The 25,206-nt window shown below is 46.1% G+C and carries 22 protein-coding genes and 1 riboswitch; of the genes, 9 read left to right on the top strand and 13 right to left on the bottom strand.

The window, feature by feature from the left end:
* Positions 1-329: 329 nt before the first annotated feature.
* On the bottom strand, positions 330-641 hold the full coding sequence (locus QUB39_RS25110; RefSeq protein ID WP_333055180.1) for a WGxxGxxG family protein: 312 nt from the start codon (positions 639-641) through the stop codon (positions 330-332).
* Positions 642-1,123: 482 nt separating this feature from the next.
* Here QUB39_RS25110 and QUB39_RS25105 point away from each other — a divergent pair, with 482 nt between their 5' ends.
* Positions 1,124-1,768: a hypothetical protein gene (locus QUB39_RS25105; RefSeq protein WP_190661578.1), complete on the top strand. Its 645-nt coding sequence runs from the start codon at positions 1,124-1,126 to the stop codon at positions 1,766-1,768.
* A gap of 20 nt (positions 1,769-1,788) precedes the next feature.
* Positions 1,789-2,538, top strand: a complete 750-nt coding sequence (locus tag QUB39_RS25100) for a pentapeptide repeat-containing protein (RefSeq protein ID WP_333055181.1) — start codon at positions 1,789-1,791, stop codon at positions 2,536-2,538.
* A gap of 385 nt (positions 2,539-2,923) precedes the next feature.
* Here the strand turns inward: QUB39_RS25100 and QUB39_RS25095 are convergent, their stop codons facing one another.
* Positions 2,924-3,451, bottom strand: coding sequence for a hypothetical protein (locus QUB39_RS25095; RefSeq protein WP_333211599.1), 528 nt, complete (start codon positions 3,449-3,451; stop codon positions 2,924-2,926).
* A 669-nt stretch (positions 3,452-4,120) separates the two neighbouring features.
* Here QUB39_RS25095 and pyrE point away from each other — a divergent pair.
* The 3 genes from pyrE to QUB39_RS25080 all read left to right on the top strand — a co-directional run bounded on the left by pyrE (position 4,121) and on the right by QUB39_RS25080 (position 6,900).
* Positions 4,121-4,696: an orotate phosphoribosyltransferase gene (gene pyrE, locus QUB39_RS25090; protein WP_333211597.1), complete on the top strand. Its 576-nt coding sequence runs from the start codon at positions 4,121-4,123 to the stop codon at positions 4,694-4,696.
* A 114-nt stretch (positions 4,697-4,810) separates the two neighbouring features.
* The gene (gene dcm / locus QUB39_RS25085) at positions 4,811-6,097 is read left to right on the top strand and encodes a DNA (cytosine-5-)-methyltransferase (protein WP_333211595.1); all 1,287 of its coding nucleotides are present in this window, start codon (positions 4,811-4,813) and stop codon (positions 6,095-6,097) included.
* A 350-nt stretch (positions 6,098-6,447) separates the two neighbouring features.
* Entirely contained in the window at positions 6,448-6,900 is a 453-nt protein-coding gene (locus QUB39_RS25080) for a hypothetical protein (RefSeq protein ID WP_333211593.1), read from the top strand.
* A 552-nt stretch (positions 6,901-7,452) separates the two neighbouring features.
* Here QUB39_RS25080 and thiC read toward each other — a convergent pair.
* Positions 7,453-8,826: a phosphomethylpyrimidine synthase ThiC gene (thiC, locus tag QUB39_RS25075; RefSeq protein ID WP_333055192.1), complete on the bottom strand. Its 1,374-nt coding sequence runs from the start codon at positions 8,824-8,826 to the stop codon at positions 7,453-7,455.
* Between the two features lie 7 nt (positions 8,827-8,833).
* Positions 8,834-8,930, bottom strand: a riboswitch (TPP riboswitch).
* Between the two features lie 124 nt (positions 8,931-9,054).
* Between thiC and QUB39_RS25070 the strand changes: the two genes are divergently transcribed.
* Together QUB39_RS25070 and QUB39_RS25065 are read left to right on the top strand one after the other, a co-directional pair.
* Positions 9,055-10,191, top strand: a complete 1,137-nt coding sequence (locus QUB39_RS25070; RefSeq protein ID WP_333055193.1) for a DUF262 domain-containing protein — start codon at positions 9,055-9,057, stop codon at positions 10,189-10,191.
* A 72-nt stretch (positions 10,192-10,263) separates the two neighbouring features.
* A complete protein-coding gene (locus QUB39_RS25065; protein WP_333272367.1) occupies positions 10,264-10,425 on the top strand; it encodes a hypothetical protein in 162 nt (53 codons plus the stop codon).
* Here the strand turns inward: QUB39_RS25065 and QUB39_RS25060 are convergent.
* The 3 genes from QUB39_RS25060 to QUB39_RS25050 form a co-directional block, all read right to left on the bottom strand.
* Positions 10,393-10,953: a Uma2 family endonuclease gene (locus QUB39_RS25060; RefSeq protein WP_333211591.1), complete on the bottom strand. Its 561-nt coding sequence runs from the start codon at positions 10,951-10,953 to the stop codon at positions 10,393-10,395. The genes QUB39_RS25065 and QUB39_RS25060 overlap by 33 nt on opposite strands.
* 320 nt (positions 10,954-11,273) lie before the next feature.
* Complete coding sequence (locus tag QUB39_RS25055) at positions 11,274-13,463, bottom strand: tetratricopeptide repeat protein (protein WP_333485182.1); 2,190 nt, start codon at positions 13,461-13,463, stop codon at positions 11,274-11,276.
* 252 nt (positions 13,464-13,715) lie between these two features.
* On the bottom strand, positions 13,716-14,588 hold the full coding sequence (locus tag QUB39_RS25050; protein WP_333055196.1) for a 6-carboxytetrahydropterin synthase: 873 nt from the start codon (positions 14,586-14,588) through the stop codon (positions 13,716-13,718).
* A 102-nt stretch (positions 14,589-14,690) separates the two neighbouring features.
* Between QUB39_RS25050 and QUB39_RS25045 the strand changes: the two genes are divergently transcribed.
* Together QUB39_RS25045 and QUB39_RS25040 are read left to right on the top strand one after the other, a co-directional pair.
* Positions 14,691-14,825: a hypothetical protein gene (locus QUB39_RS25045; protein WP_333211587.1), complete on the top strand. Its 135-nt coding sequence runs from the start codon at positions 14,691-14,693 to the stop codon at positions 14,823-14,825.
* A 204-nt stretch (positions 14,826-15,029) separates the two neighbouring features.
* Positions 15,030-16,529 (top strand): cyclic nucleotide-binding domain-containing protein, encoded by a 1,500-nt coding sequence (locus tag QUB39_RS25040; protein WP_333055199.1) that lies wholly within the window; start codon positions 15,030-15,032, stop codon positions 16,527-16,529.
* Between the two features lie 152 nt (positions 16,530-16,681).
* Here the strand turns inward: QUB39_RS25040 and QUB39_RS25035 are convergent, their stop codons facing one another.
* From QUB39_RS25035 to QUB39_RS25005, 7 genes are all read right to left on the bottom strand, one after another.
* The gene (locus QUB39_RS25035; protein ID WP_333485181.1) at positions 16,682-17,362 is read right to left on the bottom strand and encodes a J domain-containing protein; all 681 of its coding nucleotides are present in this window, start codon (positions 17,360-17,362) and stop codon (positions 16,682-16,684) included.
* Between the two features lie 445 nt (positions 17,363-17,807).
* Positions 17,808-18,770 carry a cysteine synthase A gene (cysK, locus tag QUB39_RS25030; RefSeq protein WP_333485180.1) on the bottom strand — a complete coding sequence of 321 codons (963 nt, stop codon included), beginning with the start codon at positions 18,768-18,770 and terminating at the stop codon, positions 17,808-17,810.
* A gap of 56 nt (positions 18,771-18,826) precedes the next feature.
* Positions 18,827-19,267 (bottom strand): Rrf2 family transcriptional regulator, encoded by a 441-nt coding sequence (locus QUB39_RS25025; RefSeq protein WP_333396714.1) that lies wholly within the window; start codon positions 19,265-19,267, stop codon positions 18,827-18,829.
* A 393-nt stretch (positions 19,268-19,660) separates the two neighbouring features.
* Positions 19,661-21,853 carry an iron uptake porin gene (locus QUB39_RS25020; RefSeq protein ID WP_333396711.1) on the bottom strand — a complete coding sequence of 731 codons (2,193 nt, stop codon included), beginning with the start codon at positions 21,851-21,853 and terminating at the stop codon, positions 19,661-19,663.
* Between the two features lie 292 nt (positions 21,854-22,145).
* On the bottom strand, positions 22,146-23,798 hold the full coding sequence (locus QUB39_RS25015) for an HD domain-containing phosphohydrolase (protein ID WP_333485179.1): 1,653 nt from the start codon (positions 23,796-23,798) through the stop codon (positions 22,146-22,148).
* 141 nt (positions 23,799-23,939) lie between these two features.
* Positions 23,940-24,221: a 4a-hydroxytetrahydrobiopterin dehydratase gene (locus QUB39_RS25010; protein WP_333274143.1), complete on the bottom strand. Its 282-nt coding sequence runs from the start codon at positions 24,219-24,221 to the stop codon at positions 23,940-23,942.
* Between the two features lie 595 nt (positions 24,222-24,816).
* The gene (locus QUB39_RS25005) at positions 24,817-25,056 is read right to left on the bottom strand and encodes a hypothetical protein (RefSeq protein ID WP_333485178.1); all 240 of its coding nucleotides are present in this window, start codon (positions 25,054-25,056) and stop codon (positions 24,817-24,819) included.
* Positions 25,057-25,206: the final 150 nt, after the last annotated feature.

Below are 25,206 nucleotides of genomic sequence, written 5' to 3'. Positions count from 1 at the left end.
GTCGGAAAAGTATTTATTTAATGAACCGCGAAGACGCAAAGAACGCAAAGGAGGGAGGGAAGAAGATAGGAAGAAGTTAATCATCTCAATTCCGCTTATATCTGAGATATTGCACCATTTTTATGAACAGGCTTTCCGGCCTGTTCATAAAAATCTGATTGACAATGGTACAATATCTCAGATGTAACCAATTTAATCGTCGATCGATCGCGCATCATCTCCAATAAAAAAACCTCACAGATGGAGGTTTTTTGATGATTATTGGTGCTAGTCGGACAGGTTAAAACATCCTGTCCCTGCATGATGCCCACAGCACTAAGACTCAATTCTTAGCGGTAGTCACTTCGCACGGCAGGCTCGCGATCGCTGGTTGTAGTTGTATAGCGGACATTTTCTTCACGTTTGCGGGGAATCAAGCCCAACAAACCAGACAAACCTAACAATCCCAACCATCCCCAATCAAAATCGCGATCGTTCTCAGCATTGTAGACATCGGAGCGAGGAGTGGTGGTGGTTGTAGTGTTGTTAGTACCGCCAGTTGTATCTGTCTGAGCTGAAGCAGGCAGATGAGCTGGTGCTAGGGCTAACCCAGCAGCTATAATACCTGCACCGATTGCTTTGGATAAATCAGAACGTTTCATAATTCAAATGCTCTCTGTTGGCTAAAATCTTTAACTATCAAAACTATATCGATTGGCTTTTAAAGTTAAATCCATCTCTAGCGGTAAACATTGCTAAGTTCCACGTATAACTACAGATTGATATCAAATTTTTAGCAGGCGCACAAAATTAAAAATTGCTCGCAGAGGCACTCCGACACTAGAAATAGCGGGTCTGACCGAAAGCATCCAGGATACCCGCCACGTGATTCATTCCGAAAGCAGACTCAGGACCGGTGAAATAAAAAACCTATATCCGATGAAACTTGCCGAACGTATTTATCCGTAAGGTCAATGCTTCAATCTAAAACCTAAAATCTAAAATCTAAAATCGATTGACACCTCACCCGGTTGTGAGGCAGTGCGACAGTCTCGACAATAGACAAGGTGTTGTTGACAAAAAAAGGTAAACTCAGATATTGCACAGATAAGTGTTGGAACTCGATCGACGGAGATAGAAACTTTTGGGTATAGAGCTACGCAGCTACGTATTTCTAGACAACTTGCAGCCACAGCACGCAGCATACATCGGCACAGTCGCCGCCGGATTCTTGCCGCTGCCGGGGGATGCGTCGCTGTGGATAGAAATCTCGCCCGGTATCGAAATTAACCGAATTACCGATGTCGCCCTCAAATCTGCCTCCGTGCGCCCGGGAGTGCAGATAGTCGAACGCTTGTACGGCCTTCTGGAAGTACACTCGAGTCAGCAGGGGGAAACGCGGGCCGCAGGCAAAGCAATTCTAGAATTCATCGGACTCCGCAGAGAAGAAGGTATCAAACCGCGAGTGATTTCCAGTCAAATTATTCGCAATATTGACCCCCACCAAACACAATTAATTAACCGCACCCGCCGCGGACAGTTGCTGCTGGCGGGACAAACGCTTTACGTCTTAGAAGTAGAACCGGCGGCCTATGCAGCGCTGGCGGCCAATGAAGCAGAAAAAGGCGCATCTATTAACATCTTAGAGGTTCAGGCTGTAGGCAGTTTCGGACGGCTTTACCTCGGCGGCGCAGAACGAGATATTATAGCAGGTTCCCAGGCAGCAATTGCGGCGGTGGAAAACGTGACGGGTCGAGAAAATCCAGCAATTGTTGGTCGCAAGGAATAGCCGTTAAAGGAGATGTAATTATGGCAAATACACAGCATTTAGCGCTGTTAAAAAAAGGTGCAGTTAGTTGGATTGAATGGAGAAGTCTCAACCCAAATATAGAGCCGGATCTCAGCGAAGCTAACCTCGCCGAAGCAAATCTCAGAGGTGCGTATCTTTGGCGCTCGAACCTTTTTAAAACAGATTTGTTTAAGGCTAAATTAATTGCGGCAAACCTCGCAGAATCTAATTTTAGTTTAGCAAATCTTGCAGGAGCGCAACTGCTGGAAGCTAATTTAATTAAAGCTAATTTAACTGGAACCAACCTCCAAGCGGCTGACTTCAGAGGATCTGATTTGAGCGGTGCTAATTTAATTGGGGCGGACATTAGCGGTGCCAATCTCCAACAAACCGATTTTGGAGAGGCGAATTTAATCGGTGCGGTGATGTTTCGAGTTAATGCGATGGGCGCGAACCTCAACTGTGCTAATCTCAGTCAAGCCAATCTGACTCAAGCCGAATTGATTGAAGCACATTGCTATGCAGCCAATTTCTCTAAAGCTAACCTCGCGGAAGCTCACTTCACAGCAGCATATCTTTTCCGGGCAAATCTCTGTTTTGCACAGTTGAGCGCGGCAGATTTCCGGTGGGCAAACCTCGGCAAAGCTGATTTGAGAGGGGCTAATTTGACCGGGGCAAATCTCCGGGGAGCGAACTTGGCGGGAGCGAATTTGGGGGAAGCTATTTTGAAAGGAACAATCATGCCTGACGGCAGCATTGTTTCATCATAAGTCTGAGCAACGGAGGACACGGCATTGCCGTTTCCCTACCCCAAAATAATCGATGGCGCTCGCGAGAGATGTAACTATCGCCCGATTAATTGCAGGAAACGGCATTGCCCATTGGTGTCAACAAACACGTTAAACCGATATTCCGACAGGGGTTGAAACCCCTGCCTCAAAGCTGAAGTCCTCTAAAAGAGGACTAAGGAATTATTCAGTCCTCTTTGAGAGGACTTTCGCTATTAGACAGGGAATTCATTCCCTGGCGGACTGCCGGGTAGGCGGGAGGACTAGCGGACGAAAAGCTTAATTTGACACGCCTGGGGCATTGCCGTGTCCTGACTGTGGGTAATATTAATTCGGATGCAACCGGAAACTTATACCGAACTGGCAGTTAATTTCTACCAGGGGGCGATACTTGATAAAGTCCTCTAACGGGCCCTTGATCGGTCGGTGAATTTTGCTGCTGCGTTGGAAGTGTAAACTGATCTTGGAGTCTGCCGGGAGTAGGGAAACAGCCGCTTGGTTGAGGTCCTAGCTGACAAGCTGCAGGCAGTGCCATGATTGAGGCATCGAAGGGATTGACGGCATCTGGGACGCGGAGAATCGGGTCGCTGGAAACTTGCCGCTGCATGACTCGTCGGTAAAGGCCGCTGAGGCGACTAGCATCCCGCTCGATTTCTTTTTCGGGAAAGGCAACGACGCCGCTGGGGGAACCGATGCCTAAATAGTCGCCCAAGTAACCTTGCAAGCTGACGTTGTGGTAAAAGTCTCCTGAAGCTTCAAAGTATTGTCGGTTGAAGTCGTCGGCAATCGGGTGAAATCGCTCTGTTTGTGCTTGAGCTGGTTTGACGTATGCCAGTGCGGCAGAGGCGACAGCGAGAATCAACGCGCCGCTTAGGCTTTTTAACTTTTGACTCATATATTTGGGCCTCCTTAATTAATTCCGATTCCAATTTGACACTCCCTGACCTAAAGGACAGGGATTCTTAATTCAGCGACTGACCTTAAAATGTTGCGTCCTTTCGGCAATCCTTAAACTTTTCAACCGTGCAATTGCACCAATTGACGAGCTTAACTCACAACCACCCCAGAGGGTCTATCTCCAAAAGCGTACTAGGGTACGAACCTAGAGTTCGGGTGTGCCCCACCCTACTTGATTGAAACAAATTATTGATTTTCTGGTGCGTGAGAATGCGTTGATTCCCTAGCTCTGTTTTACAAGGTTTTCGCTACCCTTCTTTTTGCTTTTAAAAAGCTTTCAGGTTCGAGGGTGCCGACTAAAAGCCGCTTCACAACCGCCCACCTTGGGAATTACAACCATGTGTATTCTATCAAAAAGCCGTCAAGCGATTTTAGATTTTAGATTTTAGATTTTAGAATTGAAGCATTGACCCCACGGATAAATACGTTCGGCAAGTTTCATCGGAGACAGGTTTTTTATTTCTGGGTCCTGAGTTGGCGCGTTGGAATGAATCCGGGGGCTTTTATCCTGGATGCCTTCGGTCAAGCGAAGGACGGGATTTTCAACCCAATTTTTTGATAAACTGATTATCGGCGGATTATTTGTGTTTTTTACAGGGTGTGAGTTATGGATGCTGCGGATTTAAAGGTGTTGCGCGATCGACTTCTAGATTTGTTGTGCGAGTTTGCCTATCGCGAAGGCGATTTTATGCTGTCTTCGGGGCAGAAAAGTTCTTATTACATTAACTGCAAACCTGTGACGCTGCACGCTGAAGGTGCTTTGGCAACGGGACGTTTGTTGTTGTCGATGCTGTCGTCGGATGTGCAAGCTGTGGGCGGTTTGACTTTGGGTGCTGACCCGATTGTAACTGCTGTGAGTGTGGTTTCGGCTTTGGGCGATCGACCTATACCAGCTTTAATTGTCAGAAAGGAGACGAAGGGACACGGGACAATGGCGTATATTGAGGGGCCGCTGTTGCCAGAGGGGACGAATGTGGCGGTTTTGGAGGATGTGGTGACGACGGGTAAGTCGGCGATGCAGGCGGTGGAAAGGCTGCGGGCGGCTGGTTATAAGGTCGATCGCGTTTTGTCGCTGATTGATCGAGAGCAAGGTGGTGCGGAGTTTTATCAATCTGTTGGATTGGACTTTGAAACAGTTTTTACGATTAACGATCTGCAAAAGTGGATGGCTAGCAAAAAATAGGCAAAAGTGCGATTCCCCTCGTTACCAGGTTCTACCTGGTAACGCAGATGCTTTCGCTCTGCCTCATGTTAAAAATGGTGCAAGATATCAATCTTAACCACCCAGTTTAAGGCTATGCCAAAAATCCGTTTTATTGACTTATTCTCAGGAATAGGCGGCATGAGATTAGCGTTTGAATCCGCCGCTCGTTCTTTGAATCTGCAAACAGAATGCGTATTAAGCAGCGAAATCAATCCCGACGCTCAATTAGTTTACCATAAAAACTTTGCCGACACACCTTTAGGCGACATCCGATTAATTGACAAACTGCCTGAACATGAAATTTTACTAGCGGGATTTCCTTGTCAGTCTTTCTCCTATGCGGGCAAAAAAGAGGGCTTTGGAGACACCAGAGGCACCCTATTTTTTGAGATTGCAAGGTTAATTGATACCTTTAAACCTCAAGCATTTATTTTCGAGAACGTGCGGGGGCTTGTCAGCCACGACGGCGGCAGAACCCTCGAAACTATTAAGGGCGAAATTAAAAGCCGAGGTTACAGCTTCGATTATTTCTTGCTCAACAGCTCTAACTTTAGTTTACCTCAGAACCGTGTCCGAGTTTACCTAGTAGGAATTTTAAATGCTTCGCCCCAATTTAAGCTAATTACCGACGTAGGCCCAAAAGATTCGCATTCCTCTAGTCATCAACAGCTATCGTTATTTTCCCCGTTAAGTCAACCTGTCACAGTTGCAGATATTTTGGAAGACAATCCAGATCCAAAATATGATTGTTCGCCAGAATTTGTTAATGCCTTGAAACAAATAGTTAACAATGATTTCAGCCGACTGCACGGTAGGCGGCTAATTGACTATCGCGGCGGCAATTCGATTCATTCTTGGGAACTGGGTTTGCGAGGCGAGTGCAGTTTAGACGAAATTGAATTAATGAATCTTTTTATCTTGAAAAGGCGCAATAAAGAATTTGGAGCTGACCAAGATGGCAAGCTATTAACTAAAGAGCAAATAGCTACTTTTTTTGCTCATCCCAATCTCGATGAAATTCTGGATTCCTTGGTAACAAAAAAGTACCTGCAACGGAACAACAATCAATACAAACCTGTATCCGGTAACTTTTCCTTTGAAGTCTATAAATTTCTAGATCCGCAGAAAATTTCTGTAACAATTGTTGCCAGTGATGCTAATAGATTAGGAGTTTACTATCATAACCGAGTTCGCAGGATTACTCCCCGCGAGGCGGCGCGGTTACAAGGTTTTTCCGATAGTTTTATTCTGCATCCTAATGATGATAAAGCTTATCATCAACTGGGTAATAGTGTAAGTATTAATGTAGTTAAAGCTGTTGCTCTAGAAGTTATCCAGAATGTTTTGTGCTCTACCAAACAAAAAGTTAGCGCCTGGTAAATTGGGAAGGGTGGGCGGAGTGTTTCCGCTCACCGTAGCAACTAGCTTTGCGCTACAGGTTCCTTAGCCAAAAAATTATCTAATTCCGCCAAAGCATCGGCATCAAGGTTAGATCGGTGTTTTATGGGGTGGGATTAGAAACTATGTCTGCTCTAATTTTATCAAAATCAGCTCAGGCACTTGGAGGACAAGGGAAAATAAAGTTTTCGGTGCTAAACAAGCGCAAGCTTTCAGGTTCAGAATCTATACCAATCGGCTGATTTTAGCAGAGGGAAATTATAACCTGAGTGAGATATTAACTAGAGAAGATTGTTTTAATATATTAGATGACGACGCAAGGAGAAGCAGTAATGATCTTACCTGCATCTATTAAAAGGAAATGGAAACTACTGGCAACAGCCTTTATTTGTCCTCTGACACTAATTGGTGTTGGCATTCAGCCACAACCCATTCAAGCACAACAAAATCCATCGAAGACTAATGTTGCTGCTTTGCCAGATGGTATTTACCTGTACGGAGATTCGCCACAGCCCAACCAAGTTCTTCAAAACTATATCGTGTTTCAACGCCAGGACGATCGCGTCGTTGGTGCAATCTACGCGCCGCGATCGGACTTTGCGTGCTTCACTGGTAAAATTGAGGGAAATACATTGTACGGGAAGGCAATCTCAGCCGGAAAAGTTCAAACAATTGAAGTCAATACTCAGCTAACAAATCTGCATTCTATTCGCACAATTAGCTCAAACGATCGCCGCATTCTTTCAATGTGCCAAGATACAGCGCAAGTTAACATACCCAGGTAAATCTTTTACCAAGAAATTGGGTCTAAAGCCCCGTCATAAGCTTGACGGCTTTAATTAATTATCAACTTTTGTTAATTGTTTTCTTGAACTTTTTTGCATTGTGTTCATTGTAGAGTACAATAACTAGACTACAGGTTGAATAACCGCCGATACACATGAGACACCACGCTCAAACGACTGGTCGGAAAACAATAATGGTTGGTGGGTGGCGAAAACCACGAAAAACATAGCTGGGCTAACTAATGTAAGCCAAAATCAGAGACTAAACTTTTTATTTCTAAAATGTACTGTGGGGCACACAGAAACAAGAGAAGCAATTCTCGAAAGCTTGGGGAGACAAACCCTCGCGAGGCTATCTAAATTAAGCTCGATATTTGGTTCTTTTGAACGGATACCAGGTTTAAACACTGCCGCAAGGATAGATAGTTTTAAGGTATGTCGCAGAACCAAGAATCCCCTCGCCTTCAGGCAGGGGAGTGTCAACTAGCTAAAATGGTGCATGAGGCTGGCGGTGCGTTACACGGCGTTAACGCACCCTACGAATTAATCCAATTAGCTTTGGGCTACAGGTTCCTTAGCCAAAAACTTCTCTAATTCTGTCAAAGCATCCGCATCAACCTTAGTCTGCATCGGACAGAACTTAGGCCCGCACATCGAACAGAATTCAGCAGTTTTGTAGATATCAGCCGGCAAAGTTTCGTCGTGATATTCCTTTGCCCGTTCTGGATCTAATGACAGCTCAAATTGACGGTTCCAATCGAAATTGTAACGCGCTTTCGAGAGTTCATCATCGCGATCGCGCGCACCCGGACGGCCCCGTGCAATATCTGCAGCGTGAGCCGCGATTTTGTAAGCAATCAGCCCGTTTCGGACATCCTCAGCATTCGGCAATCCTAAGTGTTCCTTCGGCGTCACGTAACACAGCATTGCAGTACCGTACCAACCAGCCATCGCCGCCCCAATTGCTGAGGTAATGTGGTCGTATCCAGGCGCAATATCTGTTACCAACGGCCCCAAAACATAGAATGGTGCTTCGGAACATTCCTCCATTTGTTTCTTGACATTAAACTCAATTTGATCCATCGGAACGTGGCCCGGGCCTTCCACCATTACCTGCACGTCATGTTCCCAAGCTTTGCGAGTTAATTGTCCCAAAGTTTTGAGTTCAGCTAATTGAGCTTCATCCGACGCATCGTGAGTGCAACCTGGGCGCAGAGAATCTCCCAAACTAAACGAAACATCGTATTTTTTGAAGATTTCAATGATGTCGTTAAAGTGAGTGTAGAGGGGATTTTGTTTGTGGTGATGCAGCATCCACCGCGCCAAAATGCCGCCGCCACGAGAGACAATCCCAGTCAACCGATTTTTTACCAAGGGCAAATGCTCAATCAAAATTCCGGCGTGAATTGTTTGGTAATCAACACCTTGTTGAGCGTGTTTGTCAATGATGTGAAGAAAGTCATTTGGCGTCAGACTTTCCATATTACCATGAACGCTTTCTAGTGCTTGGTAAATTGGTACAGTACCGATCGGCACTGGTGAAGCTTTGATAATCGTGGTGCGAATTTCATCCAAATTCCCGCCGCCGGTGGACAAGTCCATCACGGTATCAGCGCCGTATTTCACTGCTAATTTAAGCTTGTCAACTTCTTCTTCCATATTGGAAGAGTTGGGAGATGCACCGATATTAGCATTGACTTTGCACTTGGAGGCAATGCCGATCGCCATCGGTTCCAAATTCGGGTGATTGATATTAGCGGGAATAATCATCCGTCCCCGCGCTACTTCCGCGCGGATCAGTTCTGGCGGGAGATTCTCTCGCTTAGCCACAAAGTGCATTTCCTCAGTAATTACACCTTGGCGGGCGTAGTGCATTTGAGATACATTGGTGTGCCCCTGACGCTTAGCGATCCATTCGGTACGCATATTTAATTTCCTTGATAAACAGCTTCCCTCCGCTGGTATTACCCAGACTCAGGTTCTAAGGGTGTTTTCTCAGCCCTGATATTCGGGCACCCCTAGCTAAGCTGTTGATTGTATCACCGATTTCTGTGCGCCACGGCAGCAACTAAGGAAATCTTAATATTGAGAGATAGATGAGGGGAGCGATCGGTCTATAATATCTAATAACTCAGGCAGAAAGGAAGCTACAAGATGAATACATTTGAGTCAAACAGTGAGCCATCTTCCCCCAACGATCTAGGGGATGAGGAACAGGAAAACGATATTCAGGATAGCGGGGAAGATGATAGCGCGGAAGATGAGGAGGACATTATTCCCTCCAGATTCTCCCTAGCAGTTGATCGAAGAGATTTTGATGTAGAGGGTCTAGTTAGACGCCTGGAAAGCGAAGACGTATTTATTCCCGACTTCCAGCGTGCTTATGTCTGGAAACCAAAACAAGCATCGCGTTTTATAGAATCACTCTTGCTTGGTCTTCCAGTTCCCGGCATCTTTCTAGCAAGAGAGCGAGATACAAAAAAACTGCTGGTGATTGATGGTCAGCAAAGATTACGTAGCCTTTTATATTTCTACAAAGGCAAGTTTCCTAACAGTCGGCAGTCGTTTGCTCTGAAAGGGGTTCATACAGAATTTGAGAGAGAGACATATAAATCACTGAAAGACCCATACAGACGCCAATTAGATGACTCGCTTGTATCCGCTACAATTGTCGAGCCACTTTCTCAAGGCGAGGACAGTAGTATTTATTATATCTTTGAAAGGCTAAATACCGGAGGTACTATCCTTAAACCGCAGGAAATTCGTGCTTGCATCTATCACGGCGAACTCAATAATTTGCTAGGGCAACTCAATCAAAACCCAGCGTGGCGTGACATATTTGGTCTCCCAGATAAAAACGGGAAAGATCGAGAACTTATTTTGCGATTCCTGGCTTTTTACTTCGAGGGCAACGATTATAAGCCTTCTCTAAAAGAATTTCTAAATCAATACATGAGGCAAAATAGACACCTTGCCCGCCAATCGGAAGAACAAATAATAAACGCATTTATCCCAACGATTGAAGCGATCCATAAAGGTCTTGGTAACAAAGCTTTTAAACCTCAAAAAATATTGATACCTACTTACTTTGAAGCTGTAATGGTCGTTATTGCCCGCAGGTTAGAACAAGGCAAAATTAATAATCTTGAACAACTGGGAGAACGCTATAAATCACTTATAGAAGATGAGAATTTCAGTGGAGTCGCTCAAAAAATACGTAATCTTACTAGCGCCGATAATGTTAGGGATAGGTTAAAATTTGCGTCCAATTATTTAGGAGATTTGGAATAGTAAGTGTTGCAGAAAAGTAGCGTTAATTATGATTATAGATTCCTGTGTTTCAGCTCTAACCTCTCGCTATAAATGAGCCACAAATTCTCTATAAGTGCAAGACAGCAGTTGATTGCCCACCTAATAGAACTTGCGCTGATTTGGGCTGTTAAATATATTGTAAGGCAAGATAGCAGTATGTTTGCGAGTGGCGCGATCGCCCTAACCCAATATAAAATCAACGCTCACTTCTAAATCGGGAAAAGCCAGCGGCGCAACTTGTTGACCGCGCCAAAACTTGAGCATTAAACTATAACCGTTCGGGCCGGGCTGACGGTAAACTTCCAAACAATTTTCAACTAAATCTACCAGCCAAACTTCCTGAATGAGCGATCGCGCGTAAATCGATCCTTTCACATCTCTGTCATAATCAACCGTACTATCTGAAACCTCAACTAACAGCAAAACTTCAGACGGTACTGGATGGGCTGTGGCGTAGTAATCAGCGCGAGGTTGCAACAATACAACATCCGGTTGAGGTTCAGTGCGCTCAGTCAACTGGATAGGGTCTTGGACACCCAGAGTGGCCCGATCTTCTGGAATGAGGCTGAAGCGCCTGGTGAGACGCTTAACACAACTTGCATGACGAGTACCAATTGCAGCCATTTTAACAATCTCTCCTTCAATCAATTCCACCCGATCGCCCTCCGAGAGAATACCAGCCTCAGTCATCAAATGATATTCTTTTACTGTAAATAACCGTTTTTGAAGCTGAACAGACATATAACTATTCTCCTTGTTTGCAGCTTACCTAAATTTACCATAAAAAAAAACCGCCCCAAACGCAGCGGAAAAAAAACGAAAAATTTAGATGACAATCCTTAGACAAAAAGCATTTAAATGCCCGCTATCAAGTCTCGTTAAATACTCGTCAACAACGGGAGGGATGCACCTATAAATTTTGAACAACCGGATTGGGACTGAATTTAATAGTCGTGGACGCATAAATACCAAAGAAACCGGGTTTTTACCAGTTTTAAAGGTCGGGATGCAGTATTTTCGCAAAAAACCCGGTTTCTGACCACCCGTGCATCCAGGACTATTTAAGTCTCTTTTTCACCCGATTCATTTCCGTGTGTATCCTGTTTTAATTCCGATACAATTGCGCCTCGATCGCGCCAAGCTTCCGCATTGTCAGGTTTGATGGCAATAGCTCGATCGTAAGCTGCCATTGCTTCCTCATAGCGCTTTAATGCTGACAAAGCTGTGCCCAAGTGATGCCAAGCATCGTAGGAGTCTGGCTTAATAGCAATCGCTTTCTCATAAGCTGCGATCGCTTCTTCAGGGCGCTGCAATTTTGCCAAAGATTCGCCTTTGCCAAACCAAGCTTCGTAGCACTCGGAATTAAGGGTAATTGCTGATTCGTAAGAGGCAATTGCTGCTTCGTGCTGCGACAGTTTCTCGAAAGCTACGCCTCGGTTGTGCCACACTTCAAAATCCTGCGGTTTAAGGGCGATTGCTTTGTCGTAGGATTCGATCGATTCTTGATATCGTTGCAATTTTCCGAGCACAGCCGCTCTATTGTACCAAACTTCGTATTTGTCTGGCCGGATGCCGATCGCCCGATCGTAAGAATCAATAGCATCGCTGTAGCGGAGTAGTCTCCACAGCATATTGCCTCGATTGTACCAAGTTTCGTATCTGTTGGGATTGAGTTCAAGAGCGCGATCGTAAGAATCAACTGCGGCTGCGTACTGCTGTACTTTGGCCAGCATCGCGCCTCGGTTGTGCCAAATTTCGCTGTCGGTTGCTTTGATAGCCAGGGCGCGATCGTAACTGGCGATCGCTTCTTCGTAATGCTGCAATTGACCCAACAAAGCCGCTATACTGTGCCAACAACCGTATTTTCTGGATTCGCTCAAACTTGCTCGCTCGTAACAGGCGATCGCCTCTTCGTACTTCTGCAATTTTGCTAGCAAATGCGCTTTATTATACCATGCTTCGTAGTTATCCGGTTTAATAGATATTGATTGGTCGTAACAGGCGAGTGCTTCTTCCGGGCGCTGCAATTTTATTAACACATTTCCGCGCCAATACCAAGCCTCATGCAAAAAATTATTCGCTAAAACAGCTTTTTCCAAACAGACTAATGCTTCATCATAATTGCCTTGAAAATAAAGCCCTTCGGCTTGCTTGATATAATCGTCAGCAATCAAATTTTCATTGCTAGCCGGCGCTGTTTGCGAATTTTGGGAATTGTTTAAAGCCGGTTGATGTGCGACTTTGAGAGCTTCTTTGGCAACAACTGCGGGAACTTGGGCAATTTCTTGAACAATTTGAGATTTTTTATCGTCAACTTCTCTCAGCAAAACTTGCAGGTGCATAATAAATTGAGATTTGAGAGTCTCAATTTGCTCCACGGAAGATTTGGAAAGTTCAGTTTCTCTAGTTAAAAAATCAAGGGATTGTTTAGCTGCACCCATTTGCGCGGCTAATTCATCCCTCAACTTTTGATTCAATTGGCTAGAATTTATGAGTTCTGATTCCAATACACCAATACCCTGCAATCGTTTATTGGCATCAGCCACCAACTGTTTGATTATCAGCCGTCGCATCATCCAAAAAAATGCAATTGTCACCGGTGGAAATACAGTACCAAGAATTAGTAAAATATTGAGCAGAGTTATGGTAGTATTAAAACCATATCCAGATTCAGATTCAGAACTACCACTAGACGGGGAGATAAAAGCGAAAACCTCGCGAACTTGAGGATTGCTTTCAGCCCCGGTTTCGATTAATTTAGCTAGCCAGGTTTCTTGTAAAGATTTTGTTAGTTCATCGCCGGATGCAGCCGGAGGATTCGCCTTGGTTTTTGCACTAGCAGATACATCCGGTTGAGCGGCAGCTACGAGCAAACCTGTCGGCGATTTTACAGCAATTCGCGGGGAAAATTGTTCGTGAGCGATCGTCTCAGGCTCGCTAATTGACTCAGCCCGACGGGATACAGTAATATTTGGGGAAAATTGTTCGTGGGCGATCGTCTCGGGCTCGCTAATTGACTCAGCCGGAAGCGATTCAGTATTATTTACCGCATCAACAAAGTTGCTAGCCTGCGGTGTCTCAGGAGAAATAGGATGTGCAGCAGGATTGGCGCTAGTATTAGCAGTTAAATTGTGGGATGCGAGGGCAGCCAGAGTCAAGAGAGCTAGATTAGAGACGCGCATAAACGTCAACTCATTTACATTTAGGAGAAATTGGTGCTTGGTTGTCAGCGATCGGGCGATCGACCTCATACTCTCAGCAGTTAGAATAGCTGACTAGAGGAATGCTGACTTACTATCTCCAAAATACGCGCGCAGCCTGACTTTTCAGGAAAAGTGCCAATAATTCTGGCTGTGGAACTTTTGTCCAAAAATATATTCTCGCGCCTAATCCGGTTGAAAAACTCTCGGAATCATCATTAGGCTGGTAGGGCGGGCTTCACCAATCTGCACAATTAGCCAAAGATCCGGGTGAACCCGCCCCAAACGATGCGATTTTTAAATCTAAACCTTAGCTAAAATCGCTTCCGGCTGCTGACTTTGTGCCGCCACTTCCTCTAAATCAGCACCGTAAATTTCACAGCTATTATTCGGACTTTCAATCAGTTTAATCTTGTGCAACTCGGCGCCCAATTCCCGAACGGGCGATCGCAATAATTGCCCGATCCGAACAGCTATATTCTCCGCAGTAGGCACAACCTTCTCAAAATAAGCAATATCCTTATTTAAAAAAGTGTGATCGAACGGTTCAACAACATAATCATCAACGGCTTTTTGCAAAGCTCCCAAATCAGCAATCATGCCAGTCCGCGCATCCATTTCCCCTTTAACAGTCACCTCTAAATGATAATTGTGACCGTGACCGTTGGGACGAGCACATTTGCCGTAAATTTCCGAGTTTTCTTCAAAGCTCAAATCGGGACGAGCCAACCGATGGGCCGCGCTAAAATGAGTGGACAAAGTTAGATAAGCTTCCATTCCGTTTCCTAAATATTCAGCCCAAAGTTCGGGATGTTCAAACAATTGAATTTTGGTCACAGGCAAATGAGGGGCTAGGCGCAGCCAAATTTGCCGTGCTATGTTTTCGGTAGTTGGCAGAGTCTGCTCAAATTCCGGCCACGCTTCGTTGAGAAAGGAAAAATCGAGATCCTTGATAACTTCCCGCTTGATGACGTGCTTGACATCAGACAGGTTGAGCACCATGCCGTACTCGTCGAGTTCGCCTATCATGGAAACGTAAAGAACGTAATTGTGTCCGTGTCCCGGTGCGCGGGCAGTTGGGCCAAACCGCTCAAAGTTCTCGGCTTCGCTTAACTCCGGCAGCCAGTACCGGTGACTCGCCGAAAACTGTGCCCGACGATTGATGATGCACTGCATAAAAGTCAAGTAGGGTAAGCTTGTTAAGTTCTGTAAAGGACTCGCTTCTTAAGGATAAACTAATTTTTGCTGGAATTTTTCGATTATTTGAGGGTGCTGTAAATGAATTTCTACCAATTTTCCCAATATTGGCAACAAGTCGGCGATCGATCGAGCCACAGATCCCATTTTACGCCACAACACAGATATCCGGCAGAAAATACCGCTACAAAACAGTTTCTCGCCATCTGTTACTAACCCATCAGTTACGAGTCTTTGAGAAAGTACGCGCGTGCGTATCTATCCCCTTGGCGAAGCGTTCCCGAAGGGTAGGGAATAGACCTTTTTTGCCACACAGGACACTCCACAGTTCGAGTTTTTCCCCTAAGCTCTGCAATAGTTAGCAGTTTGCGGTTCAGTTGCGCTAAAAACTAATCACCATTTACCCATTACCAAATATTAATGAATTCGATTACTGCACGAGCCGATCGCTTTTTTGAACATTTCTGGGGTGCGATGACAACCCCGCTATTCTATATCGGGGACACTCATCTGTCCATCAGTGCGATCGTCAAACTCATAATCTTAGCTATATTTGCCTTGATTATAGCTAAGATTATCAGTGAAGGAATCAAGCGCAGTTTGCTAGTTCGGATGGGATTGGATCGTGGCAGTCGAGAAGCAATTTCCACCATCATTAGCTATATTTTAGCAACTCTTGGCTGTATATTTGTCCTGCAAAGTGCCGGCCTCAACCTCACGTCTCTCACCGTTTTAGCTGGGGTTGTCGGCATTGGTTTCGGCTTCGGCTTGCAAAATCTAGCCAGCAACTTTATCAGCGGTCTCACCCTGCTATTTGAACACCAAATTAGAGTCGGAGACTTTATTGAAATAGACAATTTATTAGGAACAGTCGAAACAATTTCGATCCGTTCCACAATTATTAAAACAATTGACGGACTATTTGTGATCGTACCAAATATTAAGTTTGTCGAAACTAACATTATTAACTGGAGTTACAGAGACCCCAGATGTCGCCTCCACATCCCCGTCGGCGTTGCTTACGGATCTGACCCAGTAATAGTTACGGAAGCACTATTAATTGCGGCGCGGATGGAATCGAATGTCTTGTCCCATCCTTCTCCTAAAGTATGGTTTCGCGGTTTTGGAGATAACGCTTTAAATTTTGAACTTTTAGTTTGGATTGACCAGCCACAGGAAAGCGATGCTATTAAAAGTGCAGTAAATTTTTTAATAGATTACGAGTTTCGCCACCGAAATATCGAAATCCCTTTTCCACAGCGGGATTTGTGGCTGCGAAATCCGCAAGAGTTAACTCATTTTTTTCACAATAACAAAGACGAGAATTCCAACGGCAAAGTTTTTCCGCAGAATACCAAACATTCAGCAGATTTAAAATCTAATTCCACCCTTTCTGAACCTAAAAATCCCGTACCTAAATCCCCTAATAATTGGACGCTGCGAGATTTATTGCGGCGAGTAACTTATTTTGAACAGTGTACGGATTTAGAACTGCGGCAGTTAATTGAATATGGCTACCGACAACTGTTTCCAGCGGGACAGGTGGTATGTAAAGAAAATGACCCAGGCGATTCTTTTTATATTATTCTTTCGGGTACTGTAGAAGTTCTTTCTCAAAAAGCCGATCAGTATATTGCTACGCTTCATGAGGGCGAGTTTTTTGGGGAAATATCTTTGCTGTTGGGTACTCCGAGAACGGCGACTGTTAAAACTAGCGAAGATGCAATTTTGTTTGTGGTGGAACGTCACGATTTGCAAAAACTTTTAAGAGAACAACCCAATTTAGCCGATCAGATTGCTCAAAAATTGTCGGAACGCCAGCAAGCTTTGAGAGACTTGGGATTGTTGGATGGCGACTCTCTGGGACAAACTCCTTTTATTAAAATTCGCAAGCGCATTCAAGTTCTTTTTGGAATTTGAAAGAGGGAAGTTCGGCAACGAGCAATGTACGGGATGTAAAGGATAGAAGGAAGAAGGAAGAGGGAAGTTCGGCAACGGATTTTGTAACGGATGTAACGGATGTAAAGGATAGAAGGAAGAAGGAAGAGGGAAGAGGGAACAATCTGCTTTTATTAAACTTTAATTTTTAATTCCTCCTGCGCTTCCCGCCGCAGTCTAGCGGCAATTCTAAACAGTTCTTGACCGGTGTGCAAGTGGCGATCGTCATAATTGAGGGTAAATAAATACAATTCTTCTATGCCGTCTCCGACTTGATTGATACAGTAGTAGAGATGGGCCGCAACTCCGGCTACATTAGATGGATTGGGCATTGAGGTAAGAAAGTTATGAGCTTTTTTGAGGAACTCGCGGCTGGTTTCGATATAAAGTTGAAACTTTTCTATCAGTTCGTCATCAAACGGATCTGCTGACAATTCGTCTATTTCTTTTTTAAGCGGCTTCAAGATGCTGTTGAGCATTCTATTGACGGGTTTGTATACTTTAATCAGCCACTGTTCCATTTGTTCGTCAGCGTCCCGTGCTGTTTGTGTTTGCTGGCGGCTGACGTTTGGTGCGGCTGGTGATTGCTGTTCGGTTTGCTCGGAAAATTGGCGATCGTAAGATTGTCTGTGCTGGGCGTCTCCTAATATTTCATAGGCTGCATTGAGGCGGACAATTTCTTCGTGACCCGCTGTGTCGCTGCGGCTGTCTGGATGAAATAATTTGACTAAACGGCGGTATGCTTGTTTAATCTCGGCTTGTGTTGCGGTTGGGCTAATTTTTAGGGTTTTGTAGTGATTGGTAACGGAAGACACGCTGTTATTTCCTTGAAATCTGGATAATTTGCGAAAAAGTGCTTGACAAAAATATCATTATTTGCTAATTTATTAGGTATTTATCTGATATAAATGTCAAAAAGTGTAAGTTAAAAACGTCAGTTTTCAAATTATCATAAATCTATTTTAGAAAAAGATTGATGCTTTTGAAGTGGCAAGCCGATCGACATTGAGGACTCCTAGAGCGCTCCTCCCGCCAACAGTTAGCTCCTTCTTTTCTTTTCTCTTCGTTCGCTACAAGAGCACTCAGCGCCCCCTTCGTTAACGTGCCCAAAGCGGTTCAAAAAAAAGCGTATTCAGAAATTCGGCATCATTCGCCATCGAGGGAGCTACAACCTATCACAATTCTTTAAACTCAAAAGCCAAGCAGGGCGTACACTGTACGCCCTGCTCTCAGTTTCTGCTACTTGGACCGGAGGCTAGCCTAGTTGAGGGCCATCGCCATATTGAGTTCTGGATCTTGGAACAAGGGAGTGCTCAGATAGCGTTCGCCAAAGCTAGGCTGAATCATCACAATCAATTTCCCTGCATTTTCGGGACGCTTGCCGACTTTCACGGCCGCACATAGGGCCGCACCGCTGGAAATACCGGACAACAGTCCTTCTTCTCTGGCCAAGCGGCGGCTGTAGGCGATCGACTCGTCATCCGTAACAACTATAATTTCGTCGATCGAATTCACATTCAGCACCGGCGGCACAAAACCAGCACCGATACCTTGAATTTTGTGAGGCCCTGGCTTTCCGCCAGAGAGTACCTGACTGTTAGCTGGCTCAACGGCGATCGCCTTAAACCCGGGTTTCCGCGACTTAATCACCTCTGCGACACCCGTAATCGTACCGCCCGTTCCGACTCCGGAAATCAGGAAATCCACCTCGCCATCTGTATCTTCCCAAATTTCCTCAGCCGTTGTCGAACGGTGAACCTGGGGGTTCGCTGGATTCCGAAACTGCTGCAACATATACGCATTGGGAGTTTTGTCCACAATCTCTTGAGCACGGCGGATGCAGCCGCTCATGCCCTCAATTCCGGGAGTCAGTTCTAGTTGGGCCCCGTAAGCTCGCAGCATCGATCGGCGTTCCGTGCTCATCGTATCCGGCATGGTCAAAATCAACTGGTAGCCCTTAGCCGCCGCCACCATTGCCAGAGCAATTCCGGTATTCCCAGAAGTCGGTTCCACTAAAACCGTTTTGCCTGGACTAATCAGCCCTTCGGCCTCTGCTTGATTGACCATATTGACACCGATGCGGTCTTTCACCGAGGCTGCCGGATTCATGCCTTCGAGTTTTACCACAATCCGAGCCAAGCAGCCTTCAGCTTGGGGAATGCGGTTGAGTTGCACCAGAGGCGTCCGCCCTACCAATTCTGTAATGTCGCCAGCAATACGCATAATCTTTGTCAGTTTGTGGTTGAAAGTAAATCTTAATTCCTAGTTGGTAATACTAACTAGATGTAATACATGATATCGAGCTGCCGTCTGCCATTGCGCTTTTCGCACAAATCCTGTAGCGTGTATTTTTGCAACACTGAGTTGGCAATCGATCGAGCTTCTTGCCAAACTTCCCAAATCACCGCACTTTCTACAGTTTGAGCAGGCGAGTCTTTTTCAGAGCGATCGAACTCTGAGCCTTCGAGACAGTTGACAATTTCTAGGAGTGTAATTTTCCAGGGTTCCCTCGCCAAGATATAACCTCCCTTAGCTCCTCGCTGGCTACGAATCAGCCCGCAGCGTCTCATGGTAGCCAGCAACTGCTCTAAATATCGATCGGGAATATTTTGCTGAGCCGCTATCTGGCGAATTTGCAGAGGCTCGCCTTCATCGTAGCAATCGGCAAGCTCCAGCAAAGCTAAGATTGCGTATTCGCTTTTACAGGAGAGTTCTACCATAATTGCTTCCAATACCAGAATTATCAACTCCGAAGTCAGATGTTAAAATTCTCCTCAATGTTGAGTTCCCAATTCTAACTTCTAACTTTACCTTTTATTATACCCCGGTTTTCCACTGAACTTAATCGACTTTCATCACTTCATCCTTGGAACGATCGGCAATCTGAAACCAACAAATCCAGTTTCTCGTTTCGGCTCCCTCCGCTTCCACCCATGTCTTACCTCAAGAAATTGGTTGTCTGCCTCCATGACTGATAATTTTTAATTTTTAATATATTCTTGACGCCCCCTTCGTCCCGCAAACAAAAAAGCCCTGCGCTCGGCAGGGCTAAACTTGGCCTTTAGAGTAGCCAGCAGAGAGGGTATAACCTCCCTGCCTCTTCTAACCCGCTCTTAGAACGTGAAAGTAGTTCTCAGAGTACCAATGATGATGTCATCATTACGGTCATCTTGATTAGGATTTGTCACCCAAATCACGCCCGGAGTAACAGAAATGTTGTCCGAGAGCTGAAACTTGTAGAACCCTTCAACGTGATAGGAATCATCGTTGCGGAAGCTCCGCAAACTGCTTGCAGCTTCAAGTTTATCCAAGTAAGGCTCACGACCTACCACGAACCCTAGCAAGTTGCCTTCTTTCCCTAAATCAGGCAAAGCCAAGGTAACAGCGTAGTTCCAGATTCTCGCATCGCCGATGCCGAGAATGCGGGCATTGGTTAAACCAGCCCAGCCACCAAGGATAAATCTCGGGCTCAGTCGCAACGAAGCCTGAGCACCGTAGGAGTTGCTGACAACTTTGCGAGCATTGAAGCCCTCAAAGCCTTCGCTCAAACCGTTGAGAGAATTAGCCACGCCGGTACCGGTGAAACCGCCGGAGACGCTGGACCCGAAACCGTTGTCAAACCCGAAGTTACCTCGGTTAAAGTAACCGTGGTTATAGTTGAAAGCAACTTGCAAGTTGCGTCCGGGGGTAAAAGTCAACTGCCCCATCGCGGCGTAGTCGCCGTTCAACAAGCCCGCGCCCTTGCTAGGACTGGCTGCATTTGACGCCAAATAGCCGAAGGACAGAGAAGTCGGGCCGAACACGCCGCCCAGCAAGCCCCTGCCGCCGAAGGCGTAGTCAAAGCCGATACCTGCACCGCCACCTAAGCGATAAATCGGGTTCCGCTGTCCAAAGGCGCTCAATGACCCGTTGCCACCGTCAAAGTCTTCAAAGTAAGGGTTGACAGTCGGGATAAAGTCGTCCCAAACGACATTGTTGGCTGCAAGGGTAACGTTCAGTCGCTGACCGACGGGGAACTTGTACAGCAAGGTGTCGAGGGCAACAACGTTGTCGGTTCTGCCGACTACATTCCAAGTTTGAGTGCCTTCGCTGGTAGCCCCAAGATTGAAGTTACGACCGTTGCCAACTTGAAGCCTGGTCAGGAGTAAGTCTCTGCCGGTGAAGCTCGTATTTAAATTCAGACGCACCCGTTGTTGGAAGACAGCTTGGTTGTTGTCGCTACCGAGGGTTCTGTTGTCTCTGCCAAAAACGCTAATGTCGCCACCAAAGTCGTCGCTGAGGGCAAAAATTGCTTCCCCAGTCAGCTTGGTAGTAGTTGAGAATTGGTTGGCTTCGAGTTCAGATGTCCGAGCTTCTAGAGCATCGACGCGACCGCGCAGGGTTGCCAGTTCCGCTGCAAATTCTTCTTGGAGCCGTTGGAGGGCTGCCAAGTCATCTCTCGTCGCGAAGTTGCCCGTGCCTCCTCTAATTAGTTCGCTCACCTTATCCAAGCAAGCATTCAAACCGGCGGCAAATTCGTAGCGGGTCATGGCCCGGTTGCCGCGGAATGTGCCGTCGGGATACCCGGCAATACAGCCGTAGCGCTCGACTAGGGATTGCAGTGCTTGGAATGCCCAGTCTGTGGGCCGCACGTCTGAAAGTTGGGAAACAGAGGTAACTTGACCTTGAGTTTCGCCACCGGCAGCACCTTCGCTGCTGTACTCGTTGAGCTGTTCTAATGTGGCGGCTGGGTTTTGCTCTTGTGGTGCGGCAGTTTGGGCTAAAGATTCAGCCGGTTGTGGCAAACTTTGTTCTGCCGACTCTGCCACTGCCGGGGCTGGAGTTTCTAATTGAACTGCACCGATTTGCTCTGGGAGAGCGGTAGCTGCCGGGGCTGGAATTTCTAGTTGGGCTGCCGGGGCAGAATTTTCTACTGGTTGAGCTACTGTTGGCTCAACTGCGGCTAAAGATTCACTTGTAGGTTGTGATGCCGCTTGGGGCTCTGCCTCAGCAGGGGCTGTGTTTGCTCCGACGATCGCACTTTCAGTTGCAGCCGTGGCCGAATCTTCAATCGCTGCGTGGGTTTCGCTGCCAGCGACTTGGGAAATTTCTTCTACTGGCTCGGAGGCTGCAGTTGTTTCGGAAACAGCAGCTAAAGCATTTAGTTTCGCTTCGGAGGTTTCAGCGGTTTCAGCTTTTGCGACAGCGGGATTGACCGCATCAGCAGCCTGCTGAGCGTCTGCTGCCATCGCGCTCGAAGAAACTACTAGGGTAGCTCCTAAGACTGCTGGGCTGATTAGTAAGTAACTCCACAAAAATTTCGACATATTCACTCTCATCCTCACACCGATTACAGAGAAACTTTTCTAGTCTTCTATGTGGTCAGTCGTTGCTCAACTAGCATACTCTAAAAAGAGACCTAAAATTCACTTTTTCTTTGGATTCTTTTGGGCTGACCGAGTATATAGATGTGACTGACGGCTGCATAAAGCCTGTTTTTAAACCTTTACTCAACGGCGTCAAAACCCTACCCGGCTTGGGCTGTGGATTGATTTGACTGCTGACACTAGACAGCACCCGATTGCCTATTTACTTTTTAGCACAGCACGCCCGACTCGTCTAGGCTGATTCGACTTTAACATCCAAGCTGTGCCCGAGGACGCTAAAGACTTGGCGATGATCGAACAATTCTAACAAATCAGCGTTGATTTTGTTGTGAGCTGCTTCTTGCCGCAAAATTTTCATCGCTGCCTCTGTTCGCAGAGCTCGCTTGTAGGGGCGATCGCCTGCTGTCAGGGCGTCGTAAATATCGGCGATCGTCATCAATTGTGCTTGAATTGGAATTTCTGACTTGTTTAAACCTCGCGGATAGCCTGTGCCGTCGAGTTTTTCGTGATGTCCGTAGGCAATGTCTGGAACATTTTTTAAATCCTTTGTCCAAGGAATTTGTTTGAGAAACTCGTAAGTGTGAGTTACATGAGATTCTATTTCAGATCTTTCTTCCGGCGTCAGGTTGCCCCTCGACACCATCAATTGCAAGATCTCGTCTGAGTTCAGCAGGGGTTTCTTTGCCCCATCTATATCTCTGTAAGTTTGTCGAGAAATCTCTCGCAGTTGAGCTAGGGGTTCTGCTGCCAAAATGTGAGGCTCGTTTGCCTCTAGCAGCACTTCCCAGTATTCTGCTAATCTGGTTTTGGCCTCTGCTAGCTTAGTGTCTAGCTGTTCGATTTGCTGGCATTGAGCGCACTCTGGCTCTTGGCTCGGGTGTTTTCGGTAGGTCGAATGCTCCAGCAAGTATTTATATTTAGACTGGACGCATTCCATTTCCATCGTCCGTTGAGCTAAGCCAAAGCGGTGGCGAATGATTTCTAGCTGTGCGGGGTAGAGCTTTTTCTGTTTGGTCAAAACTGCTTCGGGCACTCCAATTTTGCCAAAATCGTGCAGCAGGGCGGCGTAGCGAAGTTCTTGAATTTGGCGGTTGTTAAAGTAAATAGAGCGCAGTCCTCCGCTGCTGACGGTGTTTACTTCTTCTGAAAGGCGTACTGTGAGGGCTGCTACTCGTTCTGAATGGCCGTAGGTACAGGGGTCTCTGGCTTCTATGACTTGCACCGAGGCTTTGACGAAGCCCTCGAACAAATGTTCTATGCTGTCTTGGAGTTGATTGCGCTCGATCGAGATTGCTGCTTGAGAAGCGAGCGAGCGAACTATCCTTTCTTCCCACTCCGAATACTGCTGCGTCGATTCCCAGGCATTGTCTGCTGTCAGCACCGTATCTGCCTTTGTTTTGCGGTTGATCAGTTGCAGTACACCTATTGTCTCCCCCTGTCGGTTTTGCATCGGCAGTACCATTACCGAGCAAGTGCGGTAATCAATATCCCTGTCAAAACTGGTATCTAGCCGATAGGGTACGCCGGGGGGTAAGTCGTAGGCATCAGACAGGTTCAAACTTTGACCTGTAATTGCCACGTATCCCGCCAAGCTTTTGTCTGTCAGTGGCAGGGCAAACTCTTTAAACGACAGGCTCGGTTTAGAAGCGTTTTGGGCTACCTTGAACAGCAGCTTAGATGTTTCGTCGCTGTGATCTACTAAGTAAACGCTGCCAGCATCGCTGTATGTAATTTCCCTACTTTTGGATAAAATTAAGTTTAACAAATCGCCCAAATCTTGGGCGCTCGACAGAGCCGCGCCAATATCTAAAAGCTTTTCTATCAGATCGGTTTTTTCGGCTGCAGCAGACTCGTTCTTGAACTCTGGCTTTTCAAATACGATCATGGTCGGATGATGGGGAATAGCCTGTTATACATTGAACGTTGGGCCTCTCGACTTTTTCACACCCGATTTTAACCCCAAGTCGATTTTTTATTTGCGAGCTTTTCTCTAGCGGGGACTCTTGTTGGGTCAACTGGCACTCTTTTAATCTAGCGCAGAAATCTCTTGGGCTAGCGCAAAGTCTTTCTCAGTTAAGCCTCCGGCATCGTGAGTTGTCAAGTTAAGTGTAACTTTGTTGTAGGAAATTTCTATATCGGGGTGATGTGCTGCGGCTTCTGAGGGGGCGACCAACTTATTCACAAAGGCGATCGCTTCGATAAAATCTTTAAATATACGGGTAGAGCGCAGTTGTTTGCCTTCAACCGTCCAGCCTGACAATTGACTGACGCGCTCTTGAATTTCAGTATTGTTAAGTAGGTTAGCCATAATTTTTTTTCTTTGGGATTAGCAGTGGCAGATTAACTGCCCATGTGTAGAAACCCTGACCAAAAACTATCCGCTCTCACCAATAGTGTTGAGCCTCAAGTTTTAATACTTAAGATTTAACACTATTTGAGGTGAGAGCGGTCTAGCGGGTCTTCAGATTAGAACCTGACTGCCGGGAGAATCCCTAGCTCAGCCTGGTTCCCCGTGGAAGTCGTTTCCCGTTGGAGACGACGGCTGACTGCTAGTGAGCGGCCCCGGCGCACAGCCGGTAGTTTCCAATCTGATGACCCATGCGTTTACTACTTTCTATCATGGGCATCACCTCCAGGTTTAGCTAAATGGCTTAATATTGGAACGCACATCACCTAAATACAAGATTTAAGGTGATGATTTGTGCGCTAGCCATTGCCAGCGTTACCAGAAGAACTTGCGTTCTGAGTATCATTCTAGTATTCACAATTATTAGAATAACACAAGGAATTAGAAGTGGGGGATGCAAATTGAGATTTTTGTAAGATGAGGGCAAATTACTGCTGCTGCAAGGTCTTTGATCGATCTCTACAGCAAGCGGACGATCGCAGTTTTAGCCATTTGTCTATATTTTCTTCAAAATCCGGGCTGTGCGGTTATCAGGTGCATTGCAAATCTGGCGGCGCGGAAAGGTCGATCGATTTCTTACCAGATAGGAGACTTCACCAGATATAGAGACACGAGTTGTTCTAGCAGCAGGCAGAGTTTGTTTTTGTTGTACAAAATCAACTTTTTTTAGGGCGCTAATTCGATCGAATCCTGGAAACAAAAAGCTCCCGCCTGGTGGCGGGAGCTTTTTAAGCATTAAGGGTAAAGCCTAAACTGCTTTATCTTACCCTTTTAAAAAGTTGGAATTTTTGATATTTCGCGCTGATTACAGTGCGTTACCGCGAGGCAGAACTTCTTCAGGGAAGATGAAGTTTTCGTGGGGTTGGTCAGTCGGAGCCATCCAAGC

The sequence above is a fragment of the Microcoleus sp. AT8-B5 genome, from assembly GCF_036705565.1.
Classification (GTDB): domain Bacteria; phylum Cyanobacteriota; class Cyanobacteriia; order Cyanobacteriales; family Microcoleaceae; genus Microcoleus.
This window is presented reverse-complemented; position numbering and strand designations above follow the sequence as displayed.